The organism is Flammeovirga yaeyamensis, from assembly GCF_018736045.1.
In the GTDB taxonomy this organism is placed as follows: Bacteria; Bacteroidota; Bacteroidia; order Cytophagales; family Flammeovirgaceae; genus Flammeovirga; species Flammeovirga yaeyamensis.
The window spans coordinates 2140001-2162689 of sequence record NZ_CP076133.1 but is presented as its reverse complement, the minus strand read 5'-3'; the positions used below and the strand labels follow the sequence as shown (position 1 = coordinate 2162689).

The 22689-nt window shown below is 35.0% G+C and carries 11 protein-coding genes; 9 read left to right on the top strand and 2 right to left on the bottom strand.

The genetic code is table 11. The annotated features are described in order from the left end of the window. Positions 1-29 precede the first annotated feature (29 nt). From KMW28_RS28195 to KMW28_RS28180, 4 genes are all read left to right on the top strand, one after another. Entirely contained in the window at positions 30-2699 is a 2670-nt protein-coding gene (locus KMW28_RS28195; protein ID WP_169662518.1) for a T9SS type A sorting domain-containing protein, read from the top strand. A gap of 678 nt (positions 2700-3377) precedes the next feature. Continuing rightward, positions 3378-8039 carry a sulfatase-like hydrolase/transferase gene (locus tag KMW28_RS28190; protein ID WP_169662519.1) on the top strand — a complete coding sequence of 1554 codons (4662 nt, stop codon included), beginning with the start codon at positions 3378-3380 and terminating at the stop codon, positions 8037-8039. A 58-nt stretch (positions 8040-8097) separates the two neighbouring features. Then, positions 8098-11841 carry a sulfatase-like hydrolase/transferase gene (locus tag KMW28_RS28185; RefSeq protein ID WP_169662520.1) on the top strand — a complete coding sequence of 1248 codons (3744 nt, stop codon included), beginning with the start codon at positions 8098-8100 and terminating at the stop codon, positions 11839-11841. Between the two features lie 22 nt (positions 11842-11863). Next, positions 11864-12487, top strand: a complete 624-nt coding sequence (locus tag KMW28_RS28180) for a hypothetical protein (RefSeq protein WP_169662521.1) — start codon at positions 11864-11866, stop codon at positions 12485-12487. Positions 12488-12537: 50 nt separating this feature from the next. Here KMW28_RS28180 and KMW28_RS28175 read toward each other — a convergent pair whose 3' ends face one another. Then, complete coding sequence (locus KMW28_RS28175; RefSeq protein WP_066215770.1) at positions 12538-12972, bottom strand: plasmid mobilization protein; 435 nt, start codon at positions 12970-12972, stop codon at positions 12538-12540. Between the two features lie 217 nt (positions 12973-13189). On the opposite strand from KMW28_RS28175, the gene sbcB reads away from it, so the two are divergent. Continuing rightward, complete coding sequence (gene sbcB, locus KMW28_RS28170; RefSeq protein WP_169662522.1) at positions 13190-14644, top strand: exodeoxyribonuclease I; 1455 nt, start codon at positions 13190-13192, stop codon at positions 14642-14644. A 1-nt stretch (position 14645) separates the two neighbouring features. Beyond that, complete coding sequence (locus KMW28_RS28165; protein WP_169662523.1) at positions 14646-16430, top strand: hypothetical protein; 1785 nt, start codon at positions 14646-14648, stop codon at positions 16428-16430. On the opposite strand, the gene KMW28_RS28160 is transcribed toward KMW28_RS28165, so the two are convergent. Continuing rightward, positions 16427-17659 (bottom strand): hypothetical protein, encoded by a 1233-nt coding sequence (locus tag KMW28_RS28160; RefSeq protein ID WP_169662524.1) that lies wholly within the window; start codon positions 17657-17659, stop codon positions 16427-16429. The two genes, KMW28_RS28165 and KMW28_RS28160, sit on opposite strands and share 4 nt — an antisense overlap. Positions 17660-17808: 149 nt before the next feature. Here KMW28_RS28160 and KMW28_RS28155 point away from each other — a divergent pair, with 149 nt between their 5' ends. From KMW28_RS28155 to KMW28_RS28145, 3 genes are all read left to right on the top strand, one after another. Continuing rightward, positions 17809-20187: a TonB-dependent receptor gene (locus tag KMW28_RS28155; protein ID WP_169662525.1), complete on the top strand. Its 2379-nt coding sequence runs from the start codon at positions 17809-17811 to the stop codon at positions 20185-20187. A gap of 69 nt (positions 20188-20256) precedes the next feature. Then, positions 20257-21309, top strand: a complete 1053-nt coding sequence (locus tag KMW28_RS28150) for a M29 family metallopeptidase (protein ID WP_169662526.1) — start codon at positions 20257-20259, stop codon at positions 21307-21309. After that, a complete protein-coding gene (locus KMW28_RS28145; RefSeq protein ID WP_169662527.1) occupies positions 21302-22594 on the top strand; it encodes a purine-cytosine permease family protein in 1293 nt (430 codons plus the stop codon). Before KMW28_RS28150 ends, KMW28_RS28145 begins: the two co-directional genes overlap by 8 nt. The last annotated feature ends 95 nt before the right edge of the window (positions 22595-22689 follow it).

Here is a 22689-nt window from a genome sequence, read left to right as displayed (position 1 = left end):
AATTTTTTACAAAATACAATCATCATAGTATGAAAGAATTAATTACTTCACTATTGTTATTATTGTCGTCAAATGCTCTCTTGGCGAACGATAACCTGATAAAAAATCCAGGGTTCGAAGACCCTATTGGAAATGAATGGGAGGTGACCATCAATAATTCGGTAGATCAAAATAACTTACCGACTTGGCAAGTGATCACTCACAAAGAAAATGGTACGAATGCTTTTGAAATTAGTATACCCCAATCACCAATCAATGAGGGATTATCGGTCTCAAATATTCAGTTAAAAGATGGAGGTTATACTAACCTTCCAGAAACTCTTGCTGAGGAAAAAGAATATATTTTATCTGCAGATATCTACGGTGGAGATGGCGATAAAATCAGGTATTTATTAAGATGGGACAATGGGGCAGAGAATGCCATTGCTTCAGAAGACTTTTTTATATCGACAAATACACAAAATTATGCTGCTCGTTTAAAAATGCCAGTAGGTGCTACAAAGTTTAGTGTATTCGTTCAAGTAGGTGGAAATATTGGAAGTATAGTGATCGATAATGTATCATTAGTTCAAGTAGAAAGTAAAACAGATGAAGAATTAGCACAAGAAGCAGCTGATAATTTAGGAATCACATTTAATGCTATTGATCCAGTAGATGGAAATGGTATTATGTATACCATTACTGATCTACCTTCTGAAGGTTTAAATGAAACAGTGGTTACATGGGAATCGACTAATGAGTCGGTGATATCAACTACTGGTAAAGTAGTAAGAGGTGAACAAACGGAGAACGTTACATTAAAAGCATCAGTAACTAAAAATACCACGACTGTAACTAAAGATTTTTCAATTACAGTACTTCCTTTAACAATAAGCGATAACTGGATTGTATTGAATAACGATTTTTCGACAGGTACTCAACATTGGGACACGAATTTTAATTCTTCTTTTGTGCAAGCAGAAGATTTTGATTTTACGACGACGACCCATAAGGAAAATGGGACGACAGCCGTAAGTTTAAATATTACAAATGGAGGTACTTCATTACCAAATTTAGCAGTAAGAAGTCAAATATTTCCTTTCAATACTTTAACTACAGAAAAGAAGTATTTTAAAATGGAAGCAGATGTTTACGGATCTACAGAAATGAATATCCGTTTTCAGTTCCAAGGCAAAGATGAAAATGATGCTAATGTAAATACAAACTCAACGAGCTTTTCGATTAACGAAACACCTGTAAAAGTAACAGATGTTATAGAAGTGCAAAGAGGTTTGTCTGCGTTTAGATTATTGATTCAGGCGGGAAATAATATAGGAGAATTAGTCATTGATAATACGTCAGTAGCAGAAGTGGAAGCAGGTGAAGCAGATGTGTTCTTTTCTAAAAATAATTTAGCACTTCAGTTAGCTGATGGCGATCAAGAATACAATGTGAATCAAAGCTTCCCACTTCAATCATCTGATGATACTTATGGAACGATAATCACTTGGTCAGTTCCAGAAAATGATGCCTTGATCATTAACGAAGGGATGGCAGAAGTACAAAAGATTGTAAGTAATACAGAAGTGGTACTTACTGCCACTATTCAAAAAGGGATATACTCGGAGACGAAATCTTTTAATTTAAGAATCAAATCAAATCCTGAAGCACAATTGGAAGAAGTAGTGAATGAATTAGCTATTGAATTTGCTGAAGGAGATGAAGCTACAATGGTTTCACAAAATGTTGGATTGGCCACTACTGGAAAATACACTTCTACAATCGTTTGGGCGTCAGAACATGCTCAAATTACAGATAATGGAGAAGTGACAATTACTACTCAAGAAGTAGAAGGGGATCTTACAGCAACGGTATCTATTGGAGAACTTTCGGCAACTAAAACTTTCACTTTAACCACAGTGATGAATGATGAGGGGAAATTAGCAAAAGCAAAAGAAAACCTTTTGATTGGTTTTGTTGTTGGAGATAATGCAAATGCGGTATCCAATAATATTGTTCTTGATAATGAGGGATTATATGAAACTCAAATTCAGTGGATATCAAATCACTCCAATATCACAAATGATGGCACTGTAACAATAACAAAACAAGCTGTAACCGGAAGCATTACTGCCAAAATTACTTTAGGCGATCTAGAAGATACAAAGGAATTTACTTTAACTACTGTAGGTGATGAAGAGGCTCAATTACAAGAAGCAGTAAATGCCTTAGAAATTGAATTCCAAGAAGGTGATAATGCAATGAGTGTCACTCAAGATCTTGGATTAACTCTAAATGGTTTACATAACACAACGGTAGTTTGGTCTTCTTCGAATAAGGATGTGATTTCTAACGATGGTGTAGTAAACCAACAAGCAGAAGATGTGCAAGTGACACTAACGGCAACGTTGAGTCTAGAAAATGCAACAGCTATCACAAAACAATTTGATGTTGTCGTCTTAAAAGTAGAACAACCTACTTCTGCAGAAGATAACAATATCATTTCCAGAATTTATCCTAATCCAACTACAGACAAATTACATGTAGTGAGTTCAAAAGGAATAAAGGAATTGAAGATTTTTGATTTGATGGGTCGTGAAGTATTATCTGTTAATCAGCTTTCGAATACATACAACATGGTAATTGATGTATCGAAATTGATGAAGGGACAGTATATTTTAAGAGCCGGAAATCAATCGATTAAGTTCATCAAAAAGTAATTTGATGACAAAAAATAGAGACAAATAGACCGAAAAGCTATCGTTATTTCGGTAACGATAGCTTCTATACTTTGTTATTTTTATTTACCAAAAAATAGGTAGTAATTATTTTGAATACTTGGTTTATTTGTTTTAAATTAAGTTAAGTAATCATAAAAACAATAATAGTTAAATTCAAAAATATTTATCCATAAATCTGTAGTTTTTTTATTCTTAAATTGATATAGTAATCATTTATTTTTCACTTATTAATTAATTTAATTTATCTGTACTTTATTAATTAATTTCACATGATGTGTGACTGTCTTTCATCAATGGAATTAGCGCTAACATTGATATTACTAACAATACTATATCATTTTATTCATAAATATTCGGAGTTATAATAAATGTTTGATATTAAAATTAATCTAAAATTTTAAGAATGCTCTCTCATAATCACTTAAAATGATTTATGAATTGCTTATCATATTGTAGTAAATTATTTCAACACCTATTTAAAAAAAGTATTGTATTCTACCTAAATGAAATGAAAATAATAAGAACAAATATTGAATATAATATACCTTTATTATTTACTGAATGTGATAAGATGATGTTATCAGAAATGATAATTAACCACGACTACTATCTACATCCAAGAAAGGATGTAAACTATACTTACATAATTAAATTGCTATGAAAGAATTATTATTTATACTATCAATGATCTTTTTTATAGGTCAAACTAACGCCCAAACACCTGCTCAAAGAATGGCCGACCGTTTGGGGACCGGATATAATTTCGGAAATGTAATGAGTGCTTACCAAGAAGGCAATTGGGGTGCTCCTATTCAGGAAGGTAATGTTGAAGATATTGCCAATGCTGGATTTAGACATATACGTCTTCCCGTTAGATGGGATGGATATACACAGGAGAATGCACCCTACACTATAGATCCTGCCTGGCTTGAAAGGGTAGAACAGGTGATCGATTGGGCAACTTCACGTGGACTTATAGTAATCTTAAATGCACATGGCGAACACTGGTTTTTGGATGAAGTTACTAAAGAGGACACTGTATATCCTGATCAAAACAAATGGAATAGAATGTTAGCCATGTGGAGGCAAATTGGTCATCATTTTAGAGATAAGAGCAATGATCAATTAATATTTGAATTGATCAATGAGCCTTATTTCAAAATGGGGCAATCTTTGGTAGACGAGCTGAATGTGGAGTTATTGGAGATTGTTAGAAACGAAAATCCGGATAGAATTGTAATGCTGACCGGTGGTGGAGATAATGCTATTCATTCTCCACAACAAATGAATCCGGCAACATTTAGAAATGACGATAAACTCATTGCTTGGTTCCACTATTATTGGCCAAATCAATTTACAAAGCACCCTGAAGTTAAAGACAGTCGTCCTACATGGGGTACGCCTGAAGACTATACCTATTTAGAAAATAACTTTCTAGAAGTAAAAACCTGGGCGAACAATAACAATATTCCTTTGTATTTAGGAGAGTTTGGTTCTAATAATAATTGCGAAGAGGCTTCTCGCTTATTATATCATAGAGCAGTAGTACAAACCGCTGAAAATTTAGGTATACCAAGAACGATTTGGTGTGCCGGAGAGCGAGCAAACAAAATGATCTACAATAGAGTAGAAAGAACATTTGTTCCTGGCCATACAGAAGCCCTAACACAATACACTCCTCGTGCTACAGTGCCATCAGGAAAAAGGAATGTACTATTTATCGTGGTGGATGATTTAAATACTGATTTGTTCTCTTTTGGTAATCAAGAAGTAATAACACCCAATTTTGATCGATTGGCTGATGAAGGGATACAATACCAAAACGCACAATGTTCTTACCCAGTATGTGGTCCATCTAGAGCATCGATGTTAACGGGAACATATCCTGAAAGAAATGGTGTCACTAACTTATCAACTTTATTGGAAGAAGCGTCTCCAGAATTAACAACGTTACCAGAGCTCTTGAAAGAAAATGGTTACAAGACAGCTGCAGTGGGTAAAGTTTTCGATCCGAGATCGGTAGATGATCATCACGATACAGATTCATGGACAGAAAGCTATAAAGATCCGAATACCTACGATTACCCTCAAGAATATGGCGATTTTGTTCAAGGTTCAAAATATAGAGTACAAAGTGGTGTCTCTGTTGAAGTAGGTCCTGTAAATGTAGGCGATGATGGCTACCAAGATGGTCAGTTTGCCAACCACGCCATGGATTATTTAGATTATTTCGGAACACAAGAACAGCCCTTTTTTCTTGCCGTGGGTTTCAAAAAGCCACATTTGCCATTTGTTGCTCCAAAAGAATATTTTGATCTATATGAAAATAGAACTTTATCATTAGCATCTTATCAAGGAGTACCTGAAGGGACAGCGTCTTTTATACAAAAAGATCCTTCAGAAATTAAAGGATATAGTGATATACCTCAGACTTGGAGTGCGGAATACAATGGTTTTACAAAGTTATTGGATCTTGAGAAGCAAAGAGAATTGATCAAAGGATACTATGCCTGTGCTTCTTATATCGATGCACAAATTGGTAAAGTGATTGACAAATTGGAAGAAACAGGTCAGAAAGATAATACATTAATTATCATCACCTCTGATCATGGTTTTAACTTAGGCGACCATAACCAATGGGGCAAGCATAATTTATTACAAAATGCAGCTCAAATACCTATGATTGTTATTGATCCTACAAACAATTTGAGAACATCAAATAGATCGGTGCAATTAATTGACTTGTATCCTACGATTTGTGATTATACTGCAGTAAATAAGCCGCAGTTCTTACAAGGTAACTCTTTGTTTCATCAAGAAAATGATGACACGTACTATCCAATGGATTTAGCGGTCACATATTACAAAACGGATGGTTCTAACGGATATTCTTTCAAAAGAGGAAACGAAAGATATACACTTTGGACTACTAAAAAAGATATGACACCAAAAGGAATGGAGTTCAATGCTGTTGATATTCGTCATGAAGAGTATTACAGATATTCTTCTGCTCAAGAATTAGAAACACGAAATCAAATTAACGATGCTAACTACCAAGATGACATTCAGGAACTAAGAGAATTAGCGACTGTTTGGTGGAATAAATATTACGGTCATGTTCAAGGTATAAATCAGGTAGAGCATCAAAATATAGATTTAGGAGGAAACGCGTCAGAAATAGTGACTGAAGTGTTAGACCCTAACAATTTCATTAGGTTAAACCCTGGTTTCGAGATAGGTATTCAGAATGGATGGACGTATTCTGCAAAAGAAAATATAGGAATTGTAGCTACAGCAACTTCGGGTATGTTCCCTGGTACAGATAGTAAAGCGGCTGCTTTTGAGATTGAAAATAATGGTGGAGCGTTTTCTAATATGTCATTAAAATCGAATCAGCATAGTTTGAACACTTCAATTGCACATGAGCTTTTTATTGCTTTTGATGTACACTCAACATCAAATACTGAGTTTAGAGTACAGATACAAGGAGACAATGGCGATAATATCAACACAGAAGCTTTTACAGTTACTGCAAATACGACTCAAAGAATTAAAACATCGATCACAACCACCAATGGAATGAATGCTTTTAAATTCTATTTCCAATTTGGTAAAACTGAAGGGGCAATTTATTTCGACAATGTGTATGTATCTGATGTGGAACAAGGAACTGTCGAAGAAGAGGAAAACGAAGAAGAGCTTATTCTGGCTAGCTTAAACCAGCTAAGAGATCAACTGGCAATTACCTTCAATGCCAACGATCCGCAAGATGGTAATGGTATTCAGTATGCTATCGAACATTTACCTCTAAGTATTGAAGATGCTACTGTGACATGGACTTCTTCTAACATGGATGTTATTAATACTACAGGTGAAGTAACACAAACGGAACAAGAAGAGACAGTCACTTTAACAGCTAGAATTGCAAAAGAGGGGTATGCACTCGATAAAGATTTCTTGATCACCGTATTGGCAAAAGAAGTTGAAGAGGAACCTGTCGAAGTGAGTAATTTAATTCTAACTAACCCTGGTTTTGAAGATGGGATGAATATAGGATGGAGTACCAATGTTAAAACCGGTGCGGGTATCAGTTACTCTGAACTGAATGGAAACTTCCCAACTACATCAAGCAGTGCGGCAGGGTATTCTATCCAGAGTAATGGAGGAAGTTTTTCAAATTTCAGTTTAAAATCTGATGTACATCCTCTACCAACATCTTCAACAACACAGACCCTATATATTTCCTTAGATGTGTATGCAGAATCTGATACGGAAATCAAATTGCAATTGAAAGGAAGTAATGATGAAAAGGTGTTGTCAGATGAAATCACAATTCCTAACGGAAGGCAAGAGCGTGTGAACACTTCATTAGAAGTTTCTTCAAATATGACAGATTTTCAACTGTTAATTCAGATGGGGAAAACGGTAGGTAACATTTACTTTGATAATGTAGTGGTATCAACAGAAGTAATTGAAACAGCAGTTGAAGAAGAAATTCCAGGGGAAGAGGAGACTCCTACAGAAGAAGAGGTGCCAAATGAGGAACCTATTGTGGATAATCATTCAAATCTTATTCTTTACAATTCTGATTTTAATAATGGATTGAATAATTGGTACATCAATGTGAATACAACGCATGTGCCTGAGAATCAAGTGGCATTTAAAACAACCACACATAAGGTTTCGAATAATACTGCATTAAGAGTGAATGTATCAGAAGGAGGAGTTTCTAAATCAAACATCATGGTGAGATCGGAAAAGTACCTTTTAGATCAAGTGCAGCCTTATCCTAGAAGATTCAAAGTGGTGACCAATGCGTATTCATCTAAACAATCTGAAATAAGATTCCAATTAGAGTCTACGGATCAGAATGGAATAACCAACACAATAAAGGGAGAGAATATCGCTTTAAATTCTACTGCTCAAGATATTGAAACATATGTAGAAGTAGATGCCAATGCAGAGTACTTCCAATTATTTGTTCAATTGGGACTAAATGTAGCCAACTTCACTTTTGATTATATCGAATTGTATGAGGTGACTGAAAGTTCTTCTAGCAGAACAACTTCTTTCGATAATCAAGAGGACTTGAAAACGAATTCCTTCTTAGTCTATCCAAATCCAGCAAATAATGTAATCAATATCAAATTGTCTCAAGAGGAGAAAGTAATTAAGATTTACGATTTGTTGGGTAGAGAGGTCCTCTCTGCTGAAGACAACTTTGGTAAACAAAATTGGAGCATCGATATCTCCAAGCTGTATAAAGGAAATTATATCATTAAAACATCAAATATATCATCAATGATCATAAAAAAATAAACTGATGAATTACCGGGTCGCCTGAAAAAGGGCGGCCCACTAATAATAGAACAAACATATGAAAAAAACACTACTTATAATTTTAACTATTCTGACAAACACAATAGTGTTTGCTCAATCTCCCGCTCACGAGATGAATACTAAGTTGGGCATTGGCTATAATTTCGGAAATGTAATGAGTGCCAATAACGAGGGAGACTGGGCGGCACCAATTGAAAAATACATGATAGATGATGTGGCTGCAGCAGGTTTTGACCACATTCGTCTTCCTGTAAGATGGGGTTCACATACATCTAACGATGCTCCTTATACCGTTGATGCTGCTTGGCTAACACGAGTGGAGGAAGTAGTGGATTGGGCCAACGAAGCAGGATTAATTGTTGTACTGAATGCACATGGAGAACACTGGTTTTTAGATGAGGTATCTAAAGATGATGAGGTGTATCCAATTCCTCAATATTGGGAAAGAATGTTATCGATTTGGACGCAGATATCTGATCATTTTAAAGATAAAAGTAACGACAAGTTGGTATTTGAATTGATTAATGAACCCTATTTTAAAATGGGGCAGGGATTGGTCGATAAACTGAATAAAGAGTTACTTCAGATTGTAAGACAAAACAATCCGGATAGAATCATTATGCTAACGGGTGGAGGTGATAATGCGATTAATTCTCCTCAAATGTTAGATCCAGAGGTATTTGCTGACGACAATAAATTGATTCCTTGGTTTCATTATTATTGGCCCAATACCTTTACTAAATATCCAGAAATAGAGGGCAGTAAACCATTTTGGGGATCGCCTGATGATTATCAAAATTTGAAAAGAGATTTTCAAGAGGTGAGAGATTGGGCAGATAAGCACAATGTCCCTGTATATTTGGGAGAATTCGGATCGAACAATTCATGTGATGAACAATCGAGAATCCGTTATCATAAAGCAGTGGCAGATGTATCAAGATCGATGGGTTTTTCGGCAGCATTATGGTGTGCAGGGCCAAAGGCCAATAAAATGATCTATACTCGAGAAGGAAGACAATGGTTACCTGGGCATGTGGATGCACTATTAAAAACAGATCAGAAAAAGAATGTACTATTTATCGTCATCGACGATCTGAATACGGATTTGTTTGCTTTTGGGAATGAAGAAGTAATTACTCCCACAATAGACAAGTTATCGGCCAATGGTATTCAATATACCAATGCACAATGTTCATACCCCGTATGTGGACCATCGAGAGCGTCTTTCTTAACAGGTACTTATCCTGAACGTAATGGAGTCACTAATTTGACTTTGCAATTATCTGAGACAGCACCCGATTTGACAACATTGCCTGAGTTATTATCAAGAAATGGTTATAGAACGGCAGCAGTAGGTAAAGTCTTTGATCCTCGTAATGTAGATGGTAATCATCACGATATTGCTTGGACCGATAATTACAAAGATCCTAATCATTATGAATACCCTGAAGAGTATGGTCCATTTGTAAAAGGAACATCTTACAGAGTAGAAGCGGATATGTCGACTGAAATAGGCCCTTCTCATGTAGACGACGATGGATATCAAGATGGTCAATTTGCAGATCATGCAATAGAATATATAGATCACTTTAGTAAAGTAGAGCAGCCATTTTTCTTAGCTGTAGGATTTAAAAAGCCCCACCTGCCATTTATTGCTCCTCAAAAATATCATGATTTATACAATGAGAATACGCTTACTTTGGCGCCTTTTCAAAAAATGCCAGAAGGTACAGATCCTTTTACTTACAAAGATCCTACAGAGTTATTGGGCTATAAAGATATTCCTCAGGAGTGGGAGACAGAATACAATGGTTTTCAAAATGTGCTCGAATTAGAAAAACAGAGAGAACTTTTGAGATCATATTATGCTTGTGCATCCTATATCGATGCACAGATTGGAAAAATTGTAACCAAATTGGAAGCAGTCGGGGAGGCAGAGAATACTTTAATTGTTATTACTTCTGATCATGGTTTCAACTTGGGTGATCATAATATGTGGGGGAAACATAATTTATTACAAAACGCCTCACAAGTACCACTGATCATTATCGATCCTACGGATATTTTAAAAGGAACGGATCGATCGGTTCAACTTATCGATTTATATCCTACCATTTGTGATTATACCAATACACCTAAGCCACAGTTTTTACAAGGTAACTCACTATACATAGCAGATCATCAAGAAACGGATTATCCTTTAGACTTGGCGGTGACCTATTATAAAAAAAGTGGATCGAATGGATACACATTTAAAAAGGGAAATGATAGATACACAATGTGGACGAACGATAGAAGTATGTCGCCAATAGAAACATCTTTCCAAAATGTAACATTACGTCATGAAGAGTTTTACTCGTACCAATCTATCCAAGAATTAGAAACTAAAAATGAAATAAACAATCCTTCTTACCAGAATAGAATTAACGATTTAAGAAGATTGGCAGAAGTGTGGTGGAACAGGTATTATGGACAAACTCATCAAAATGATACTGAAAATCTAATTTTGGTCAACCCAAATTTTGAAGAAGGAATTGAAAATGGATGGTCTACCACTCATAAAGTAGATGCTGAAATCCAATATGAATTAAGAAGTGGGCCTTTCCCATCGAATAATACGTTGGGCGCTACAATGGATATTCAGAGTAATGGAGGAGCCTTTTCGAATCTAACTTTAAGAACAGATCAATACCCAATAGGATATACGGTATCAGATCCTAAAGAGATGATTATAAGTTTTGATGTGTATTCATCTGTTGATACAGAAATAAGAGCTCAAATTCAAGGGGATAATGGAGATAGAATTAATGGAGCGACCCAATTGATTCAAAAAGATACGCCTCTGGAGGTGGTGACAAGAGTGAACTCAACGACAGGTATGAGTGCATTCCGATTGGCTATTCAGTTGGGTAAAACTGTGGGTGTGATTCACTTTGATAATGTAAAGGTGACGATTGAAGATGATGTGGAGCAGATGAATCAACTAAAAGAAGCCATCGAAGCGTTAAAAATTGGTTATGCGGAGGGAGATTCTAAAAATAATGTTAATAATAACTTATGGTTAGAACAAGAAGGCTTACATGGTACAAAAGTAGCTTGGATTTCTTCAGATGACAATGCTTTACAGGTTCAGAACGATTCTGGTATAGTAACCAAAGACTATTTTCCCCATGTAGTTGTTCTACAAGCGGAAGTGTCTTTAAATAATTTAAAAGAAACTAAAACCTTTGTTATCAAGGTGAATCAAATGTTCTCAAATGAAATGAATGGCATTTTAGAGGAGATTCAGTTGATTTATCAAGGTAACGATTCTAATGACGGCGTGACTCAGGACATATTAATTGATGCACCTTTAAGCAACGCAAATATTCAATGGTTCTCTTCAGATACTTCATATGCAAGTATTGAAAATGATTTAATTAAAATCACAAGGTTCGAAGAGGAAAGAGAAATTGATATTACTGCAGTGGTGACACTGGGAGATGAAGTAGCTGAAAAACAGTTTTTCTTTACTGTACTAGGTACAGAAACAGAACCTCCAACATCAATTCCTGATCAGAAAGGATATTTTAAAATCTATCCTAACCCGGTTCAAAATCAATTAGTAATTCAAAAACAGGACAATAACCCTATTCAATTATTGATGTATTCAGTAGAAGGGAAGGTAATTTCAAAACAAACTATTCAATTGCCAAAAGAAACTATAGACGTATCACATTTAAAACGTGGTATGTATATACTGAAAATTGGAAGTCATTCTCATCGAATAATTAAACATTAATCATCAACTAACTCTAAATTTTATGAAGTTATTATCAGCTTTTATTCTTTTTATTCTTTTTAGTTCTTCTGTTTTCTCTCAAAGTAAATTAGAGAAAGAAGCAAGACATTTTACATTTTGGATGGACAATATTGTAAATCTAAACGACCTGCAAAAACGTCAGATGCAAAAAGCAAGGTACAGTTATTTGGTCGTTAAAAAAGATCCCAAGAATGCCAACATGGGGCTTTCTGAAAAAATTGAGCTAGATCAGAGTTTTTGGGAAAAAAGAAACGAGATCTTAACAGAAGATCAGTTAGTCACGCTTGGTTCATTTCTGAAGACGAATAGCGATATCAAAGATTTGAGAAAGATCATTGATGTAAGAGAAGATCAAACGAAAGTAATTGAAGAGTATTTTATCCAAGTAAATAAGAATGTTGTCATTCAAAAAAATGAGCACGGAATATTAAGTGATCAATACGATGACGCTTTTCAAAGAGCAAAGACAAAAAAGGAGAAATTCTTATTGACCATTTTAGATTCTAATCAGCAAGATAGCTATAAAGCACATCTAAAAAGATTGGGAGGGTATAAAGAGCAAAAGACAAATGTGTTAGAAGATGCAGGTCCAAGCGAACTTACACTTCTTCCAATGGAGGAATAAAAAAAAAGAGGAACAGTTGATGTTCCTCTTTTTTTTGACCCAATTTTAAATTACTTATTTAAATCTGCTTCAATTAAGTTTCTGATGTAGTCAGAAACTTTTAGTTGCTTAGCAGATGCTTGTTGATCTAAAGCATCATACTCTTCTTTGGACATTCTGAAAGTAACAATCTTATTGGAACCGCCTTGCTTTCGAGGCTTCCTGCCTCTATGTTGAATAGCAATACGATATTCTTCTAGAAAATCTTTAGTTGATAATGCATAAGGTTTAACTCCATCCACGAAGATCATAGAGGTGGCTTCATCGCCTTTCCATGCTGCTTTTCTTTTGGATGTAAAACTCTGGAAAAATGCCTTCCTCGTTTCAAAATTTTTGACGTCTGCAGAAGGTAGACTTTTCACATAATCTTTCAGGGTCATTTTAGCCTTTTTGGCTAATTTTTCTACCTCAGTATAAGGTTTTTTATAATAGATATATTTTGCCATTTGAGATATATTCGTATTACGTTATATACAAATAATTAATTTTCAGAGACTTTTGCAACCTTTTAACAATAAAATTTTTTGATATACACATTAAAAATAAATATAAATACAATTGATAAACTATTTCCTTTATTTGTACAATTTCTTAGCTTCGTATTTAGGCCATTTGAATAGACCTTTAGTTTTTCCTTTTTTTTAATTTAGACGATTTTTTGGTATGAATCCAACTTCATTATTCTTTTACGATTACGAGACGTTCGGCAGGGATCCGAGGCAAGATAAAATTGCTCAATTTGCTGGGGTAAGAACCGATCTAGATTTGAATATTATTGAAGAGCCAATTATCAAATTTTGTCAGCCTTCTTTAGACTTTCTACCTGAGCCTGAGGCATGTCTGATTACTGGGATTACCCCACAGATCGCCAATAATAATGGTATTCCCGAATATCAATTTATGCGCATCATTAAAAATGAGTTAGGAAGAAAAGGAACATGTCATGTGGGGTACAATAATATTAGCTTCGACGACGAGTTTTCTCGTTTTGGCTTTTACAAGAATTTCATAGATCCTTATTCTCATGAGTGGGCAGACAATAATTCAAGAATGGATGCACTGGAAATTCTTCGTCTTACCTACGCATTACGACCTGAAGGAATCAATTGGCCAACAAATGATGAAGGAAAGCAATCTTTTAAATTAGAACACTTATCAGTAGCTAACGGAATTGAACATGAAAACGCACACGATGCCATGTCTGATGTGTACGCTACTATAGAGGTACTTAAGTTGGTAAAACAGCATCAACCCCGATTATTTGATTTTGCTTTAAAGATGAGAAATAAAAAAGTGGCCAAAGATGAAATCGAAAAGGCGATGAATTCGGGAGGTTATCTTTTGAAAATTTCACCATATGTACCTGTGGAAAATGGTCACTTATCATTTGTCTTTCCAATTTGTCAGGATGCTCAAAACACGAATGCCTTCTTAGGATACGATTTGCGTACATCACCTACTTGCCTTAAAGATTTGGATGTTGCACAGCTTCAAGAAAAGATGTTCAAGAAAAAAGACGATATGGAAGAAGGGGAGGAGAGACCTGGTGTTGTACAGTGCATTGTTAATAAATCGCATATTTACTGTGATCTAAGAACGCTTTCTCCTAAAAGAGCGGAAGAATTGGGTATCGATTTAAAAACGATTGAAGCTCATAAAAATCAGTTGATCGAATTGTTATCAGATAGCACGATTGAAAAGAAATTAAAAGAAGTGTTTAATAGAGAGTTTGCTCCAATCACAGATGTCGATGGACAATTATACGATCAGTTTATCAATAATTTCGATCGATCAATTGCTAATCGATTAACTACAGTTGATAATCCTGAACTCATCAATCATCAGAATTTTAAGTTTAGAGACGAACGTCTTATTGAACTTTTGTATAGATATAAAGGTAGAAATTTCTATAATCAACTACCTGATAACGAAAAAGAAGTATTCAAGTCTTTTTGTAGATCTAAAGTGATTTCGGAAAGTAATAATACGATGGGTATAGATAAGTATAGAGATAACTTATCAGAATTAATGGGCGAATATAAAGACGATCCACGAGCTCTAGGTATTCTTACCGCTCTAAAGCAATACACTGACCAAGTAGAAAAAAAATTAAACTAACATGAAGTTACTATATACTGTATTTCTTCTATTGGGACTTTGTGCCTTCACCGAAATACACGCTCAAGTCTTTAAATTTAAGAAGGCTGAGAAAAATTCTGGTGTAACGATAAAGACTTTATCGAATGGTAATACAAATAAACAATGGAAGAAAGTAATAGAGAGGAATTCTCGTAAACCCAAATCCAACGATTTAATTGCCGATGCATTATTTGTCGATTTTGGAAAAGTAACTCCTCAAAGTAAAGAAGCAAGCATTTTTGTAGGTAACGTCTACGAACCAACCACCGTAGAAGTATTTTATATAGGTGATAACGAATTTTTCTCTCTTGATATAGGTGATAAAACCAATTTCTGGTTCACTCAAGATACCATGAGCTTTGTCTTACCAGTGATGTTGGATGAAAAATTGGAGATTAAATTCAGAACCAATGCACTCAGTAAAGGGACCAAAAAGGCTTATTTGGCTTTTAAAATCGGAAAGCAATTGGTGAGGGTGGCCCTAAAATCAAATGTCACCGAAGCCTTACCTGAAGAACACGAAGAAATTGAAATCAACTTAGGACATGTGGAAGCCGATTCGGTTGAATTTACGGATTATATTTTCAGCAATTTAGAAGAGTATCCTTTGGAATTCAATTATCAGGGAGACACTTCTGCCTTTGTGTTTATGATTAATTACGATACAATTCCAGCCGACTCTGTTCGTCAAATTGTCTCTACAAGTGATACCACTATCTTATCGGTAGCAGCCCTAGCCAATAATTTGGGAGACCATTATGGTCAGATCACTTTTAAGAATATGTACTTGGAGCAAAAAGTACAGTTAACATCACGTGTTGTTAAGATAAGGGGTGACCTTATTTGGGCAGATACTTTAAATTACGATCAGAATATTCAACTTTTAAGTAAGGAATTGTATACACCTAATGACTCTGTTTTTTATCAGTTGAAAATTTTTAATGATAGTGATTACGATACTTTAATTGATATCAATAAGTTCGTGGAGTTGCAAACAGAAGAATGCTTGAGCTATCATTTCCCAGAAACTTTGATGAAGCCACGAGAGACGACTTTGGTGAGAATTCCTCTTTATCTCAATAAATCATGCGATTTAGGAAAGCCGCTAAATACGACAATGAATCTGATGATATTAAAAGATTCGTCGGTAGTGTCTCAAACTATTCAATACGATCCGATTTCAAAGATTAAGGAAGAATTACTATCAACTTTTCCAAAAGAGTTGACATTCACTTCAAATAAAGATACTGTAGAGATAAAGGTGCCTTACTTCAATTTAGGCAGAAATGCGAGGTACCCCGATCTAAAATCGTTTATTGATGAAATTGAAAAGCCAAGTAGTATTGACCTATTTTACTATCCGCCAAGAATAAAAGGGTATCATAAAGGTTATGTATCTATTTTCTTGACCCCTTTTGATTCCATCGCCTTCCATCAGGAGCATCACGAACAATACAAAGCCACTATTCATGGAGAAGAAGTGATCACAAAAGTTCATTTGGTTCAAAAACCTTGGACGGCAATTGTGGCCGACTATACTACCGAAATCATTATTAGTATCGTTGTCATTATTTTGATTGTTCTTGGGATATTGTCTCCAAAAATCATCAAAGTGTCTAAACAAAAATGGGCTTTATATCTGTTTAACCACAAGAAAAATGCAGATATTACTGCTATTCATCGATGTATCGAACTGACGGATAAGGAAAATATTCAATCAGAATTAAAACAAATACTGGAAGAAGTCGAAAACAGAGAAAGCTAAGATTTACTGATTTTCACCTTCCCATGAATCAGCTTCCCTTCATGATCCATCCCACTAAAGATGCCGTCATAAGGGGAGCTGTTTTCGTTTAAGAAAAAGCTTTTGAAAAAGATCTCCACATTCATCATCTTCGATAACCCCATTAATTGGAAGCTGAAATGCACAACTGATCCGTTTTGGATGATCTCAAATTCATCTTTCTGAAAAATACATCCATCTGTGGTTGATTTTATTTTGAAAGTGGTTGGATCGATGGAAAAACCTAAACTAGCCTTCTCATCTTCAGCATAATCAAATACTATTTGATATACTCCCGCAAGTTTATCGTACGTAGAAACAAACGGACTTCTTGATGATATCTCAAAAGCTGAATTGGGCACTTTACCCCGGTTCATTATCACTTGGTTTCTAATTTCCTGGATAATGTAACTTGGTGCTCTCCTTTCTAAAGACGCCTTTATCATCTCTTCTTTTGAATGATATTTTTCAAAAATCAGTTTTCCTGCAATCACTCTATTGTATATATCAAAAGCCGTATAAGTACCTATCAAATATGGATTGCTATTCGGATCCATGTGACCTGCATATAAAATATCCTCACCACTATCCACTAATTTGTTATCCATTAAAGTCTTGGTTTTAATGTGAAGAATGTCGGCTCTTCTAGAAATAAACCCTTGATAATTGAACTCCTTATACGATCCATCATCTTGGTGATAAATGTATTTATAGTTCACGTTTTTCCAATTATTGTAGATTTCTACCTGCCCTTTAATCACTTCTTTATTTTCCCCAAAGTGATAGGAGAGGTAGTAACCATTCTCTGTGGTGTCTTTATTCGATAACCAATCGAGTTGCTTTTGTTTGTCCGACTCTTCTAAAATGTCAGCATCTAAAAAGGAATAGATATCTTGATACCCTATATAGTTGAGCATTAACTGACTGTAGTAATGGGTAATCTTTATTTGTAAAGAACCTTTTTCGAGCAATCGCTTTTTATCATAAAGGTATTTTCCATTCACAAAATCAGAGGACTGCTTTTCGAAATCTTGTTTTAGGTTGGGTTTATCAGGATTGTAATTTCCGAAACCGAAAATCTGGGCCACCTTTTTAGGTAAAGCTTGATTATGTTTCTCTTGAAACTGAAACATCACTTCTTTCATCAAAGAGTCGAAACAAGTGGCTGTAAATTTTATTGTGGTTAAATCGTGTTTCTTATTATTTTCCATAGAATTCCTAATAATTATATCGGAATTATAAAATAAATAAAATGGAATCAGAAATAAAAAATAATCATAAGGAATAATTTATACTTACAACGTTAATTCGAAAATCACTTTTTGTACTAACATTTACTCATCACTTTCAATAGATCAACATGCTAAGGAAATTATTTATTCATCTTATACTTTTATTCTTTTCGTCCGTTTCCATTGTTTTGGGACAGAATAAAATCATATCAGGAAAAATCACATCGTCGGATCAGCAAGGATTAATTGGTGCAACAGTTCTTCAAAAAGGGACAATCAATGGTACCGTGACCGATTTTAATGGAAACTTCGAAATGGAGATTCCAGAACAATCTACTATTGTTATATCTTATACGGGTTACATTACAGTAGAATTTGATGTAGGCAATAAGACAAAGTTTTCTATTGTTTTAGAAGAAGATGCTCAACAATTGGAAGAGGTGAATGTGGTTGGATTTATGGGTGTTGTTGGTAAATCGAGAAGAAGAACAGAATCCATTCAGAATATTCCAGAATCAGTTCAAGCCTTAAACTTTGAGGGTATTAAAAATGCAGGAATCACCGATCTTAGCTCTTTTGCTACTTTGGTGCCTAACATGAAATTTAATACTTCTCAAGCAGTAGGTAATAATTTTATATCAGTAAGAGGAATTCCCCAACTCAGAGGAGGCGATGCTCCAGTTGCATTTGTTATTGACGGTGTAACTGTGGCTGACCCAAGTTTATTAAATCAAGAGTTATACGATTTGGCTTTAGTGGAAGTGGTGAAAGGTCCACAAGGTGCTTTGTATGGTAAAAACGCTATTGGCGGCGCTATAAACATCTACACTCAGGAGCCTACGAACACGATGAGTAATAAAGTGAAAGTGGGGTATGCCAACGGAAATGCAAAAACAGGTCAATTCGTTTCTTCAGGGGCGATTGTCAAAGACAAGTTATATTATAGATTCTCCACTCAGTATAGAGATTCAGATGGATTACTTAAAAACGACTATCTGAATGAGTTTGTTGATTTCAGAAAAGACATCAACCTAAGAGGACAACTTAAAGCAGACTTAACGGATCGTTTGAGCGTATCCGTAGCTTATCAACATTTTAATTTAGAAGGAGGGGCGACCTACTATTCTGTTAATCCTGAAGGTTATGAGTTCGAAGGAAATCTAGAACCGGGTGGTGTTTTGGACCCTAATCCAAAGGAAGGAAATAACACAATTGTAAGTGATGTATTGGGTATATCGAGTATGATCAACCACAATGGTAATTTAAAGGTGAATTACCGTACAAATCACTTTAACATTCAAAGTGTGACATCATTTAACCAAGTTGATCGTAAAACATATGGCGATTTAGACTTCTTGCCTTATGATGATTTTACACAGAACGAAGTGACTTCATCAACTACTTTTAACCAGGAAATACGATTTGATAATAAGAATAAGTCATCAAAATTGGATTGGAGTTTTGGTGGATTTTTCCAAACTGTTGAGGAACCTTTCTACCAAGACGGTTTAGTGAGAGATTACGATACTTGGGATCAATTCAACGTAGTAGCTGCTGATCTTACTAATTTCACTCAAACTTTAGCATTATTTGGGTTTGTAGATTATAAAATCACCAATAAGTTAACCGCATCCGTAGGTTTTAGATTTGACATTGACCGATTTGAACAAGATGATCGTTTGAATGATGTGAAGTCAGATAGAACGAATAATGTTTTTCAACCGAAGGCTTCATTGGCGTATCAAGCAAATAAGAACATCTTATTCTTTGCTAACTATGGTAAGGGTTATAGAACAGGGGGATTTAATCCAGCAGTCACCCAATTATTTGATAAAGACTTTAAGGATGAGTTGACAGATAACTATGAGATCGGTTTCAAAACATCAGCCTGGAAGGATAGAATTATCTTTAACGGATCTGCTTTCTATACAGACTTTACCAATCAGCAACAGTTTATCTTAGATTTAACCGATTTCTACGGTGGTATCTATAACTATGACAAGAGTAGAGTGATTGGTTTTGAGTTAGACACGAAATTTAGATTAAGTAAGTTTTTAGATCTTGGATTTAATTATGGCTTATCAGATTCTCAAATTATCGAAGGAGGAATGACAGGTGGAGAAAACGGAGACGCTACTGATAATAGTGTTTATAACGGAAACAAAACGCCTTTCGTACCAATCAATACATTTGGGGTGAACTTATCCTCTTCTATTCAAATATCAAAAGAGCTTAGATTTAACGGATTTATCAACCTAGATCATACAGGTAAAACCTACTGGCACGAAAGTAATTTGAAAGAACATACATCAGATGCTTATAAATTATTAAATGCTAGAGTATCGATGACATACAAGAAATTCGAATTCGAAGTATGGGGAAATAACCTCACAAATCAACAATATTATCAAGAGTTTTCACCAGGTCAATTTGTAGGCAGTCCAGACGATGTAGGTTGGAGAGGTCAACCACTAAGCGTTGGCACAGCATTGACAGTAAGATTCTAATATCACTACAGAACGCGATGATTATTAGATATAGTAATCATCGCGTCTACCTATCAATAAATAATTATTTTGGAAAATACTTATAAGGAATTTTGTCGTATCCTGATTCATGATATGTTCAAAGTTCAATCAGGAGAAACCATTGCATTTACTGCAGATTCAGGCTCAGATTTTACACTAATTAAATACCTTACCCAAGAAGTGGAGAAATGTGAAGCCAAACCGCTTACCCTCATCGTACCAAAAGCAAAATACGATGGTCAGGATGGTATGGCCTATTGGCCTCACGAAACATTGACTCCAGCACTTTGCCAAGTGGATGTGTGGATCGACCTTCAATCCATCGTAATGCTCTATTCTGATATTTGGGAGACTGCAATGGCAAAAAATAAAAAGCTCAGATATTTAATAATAGGGGATACCCCCATCGAATCATTGGTGAGAACCTTTGCTCATTTTGATATTCCAACCCTCAAAAAATTATTGATGCGTGTGTTGGAAATGGCGAAAAAATCAAAAAGAGTACATATCAAAAGTGCCAACGGTACGGATGTTTATTACGACATCGATCTAAATTATACATTTGATATTGATGATGGAGACTACTCTCAACCAATTTTTGGTACAGCCCCAGGCTATGTGAATATTGTTCCTAAACTAGAGAGTATGAATGGAAGAATCGTTTTTGATACTTTGATGAATGCAGACCTTACAGGTGATAATCATGTTGAGTTTATAGTTGAGGGTGGTAAAATCGTTAAAATTCTAGGGAATACAGAAGCAGAAAAGTTTATTAAGTTTTTAGCATCATTTGATGATGAAAACATGTATAAGATCTCCCATAACATGATTGGCCTTAATCCAGGAGTGAAGGAATTATCGGGAGACATAGTCGAAGACGAAAGAGTGTGGGGAGGAGTTGATTTTGGCTTTGGTTATACCAGCCCTATGGATATGCCTCCTTTTGGTCAGCAAGCCGTATCTCATTTTGATGGGGTTGTAGAGAAAGTAACCTTGTCATTCGACGATAAGGAGATCTTAACGAAAGGTGAGATTTCATTGGAAGAGTTATTACCTTTCGTGGAGCAATTAGAAAGAAAAGACAGAGAAACGCATGAGTGATAGTAATCAGTACACCAACTCAAAGGTTACATCAAATGATTTTATGAGTGGATGGGCCATTGCCTTAATCATCGCAGGGACAGGAGTGAGTTTACCTATTCTTTACTTAGGTGCTGAAATCACTTTAAAAGCAGGTTTTGAAACGGCCCTTTGTGCGTTCGGTATTTCGACTGTTGTATTATCAGTTTTATGTATTCTAACTACATTAATTGGTAACCGAAGTCGATTATCCACTTATATGATATTGAGTTTCCCTTTTGGTAAGCAAGGAGTGAAACTGATCAACTTAATGATCGGTATCTGTTTGTTGGGTTGGTTTGCGGTGGCATTAGAACTTTTATCAGAAGCTATTAACGATACATTACTATCCACCTTAAATTTTGATGTTCCTTTTTGGTTGATCAGTATAATTGGTAGTATAATAATTACATCAAGCACGATGTACGGCATTAAAAGCTTGGAAAAGCTTTCAAATATTTTTGTGCCAATACTACTATTGTTCCTCATTTTTGTGGTCTATCTCACTTTTGATGATCAAGTAAGTTGGGATGGAATTATTAATTATGTACCAACATCAATTACTCTTTCTACTTTTGAGGCCACCTCTATTCTAATAGGGTCATCCATATTATTGCCAGTATTGATGGCTGATTTTTCAAGGTTTGTATTTAATGATCGTCACAGTTTGATATCCATTTTGGGAGTGACTATTGGTTTCCCTTTAGTGTTAATCATAAGTGCTGTCCTTGCTGTAAACACCGGAGAAATTGATATCATGAAAATGATGGAGAAGATGGATTTAATTATACCTGCTTTTTTATTGTTGTTTATCACTACTTGGGTAACGAATGCCACGAACCTATATTCTGTAGTATTGACATTCTCTACTTTGTCATCAAAATCGAATTTCAAATACCTATGTATTATTAGTAGCATTCTAGGGACATTATTGGCCATAGGTCGTTTCTCCGAGCATTTATTCGATTTTCTATCATTATTAGGAGTATTCACCCCATCAGTGTCGGCCATTTATATCATCGACTTTTTTATTCTCAGGAAACAAGTCTATCATTTAGAAGAAAGAAAGAATTTTGGAATACCAGCTTTATTGTCTTGGTTGTTGAGTAGTATCATATCACTTTTTACTTATTACGAACAAATAACGATTACTTCTTTTTATTTTGTAGACTCTTTACTAATTGCAGGGTTGATGTATTTCTTATTATCAAAGGTTGAAATGAAACGTTCAATCCGCAAGAAATCATTTGATTCAAAAGTTGTATAGCCTTTCCAAAAGAATTATTCTGAAAAAAGAAGATGATTTATAAACTCATTAAAAGACTGAAGTATAAAGTGTTATAAGTATAAATGAATAATTAT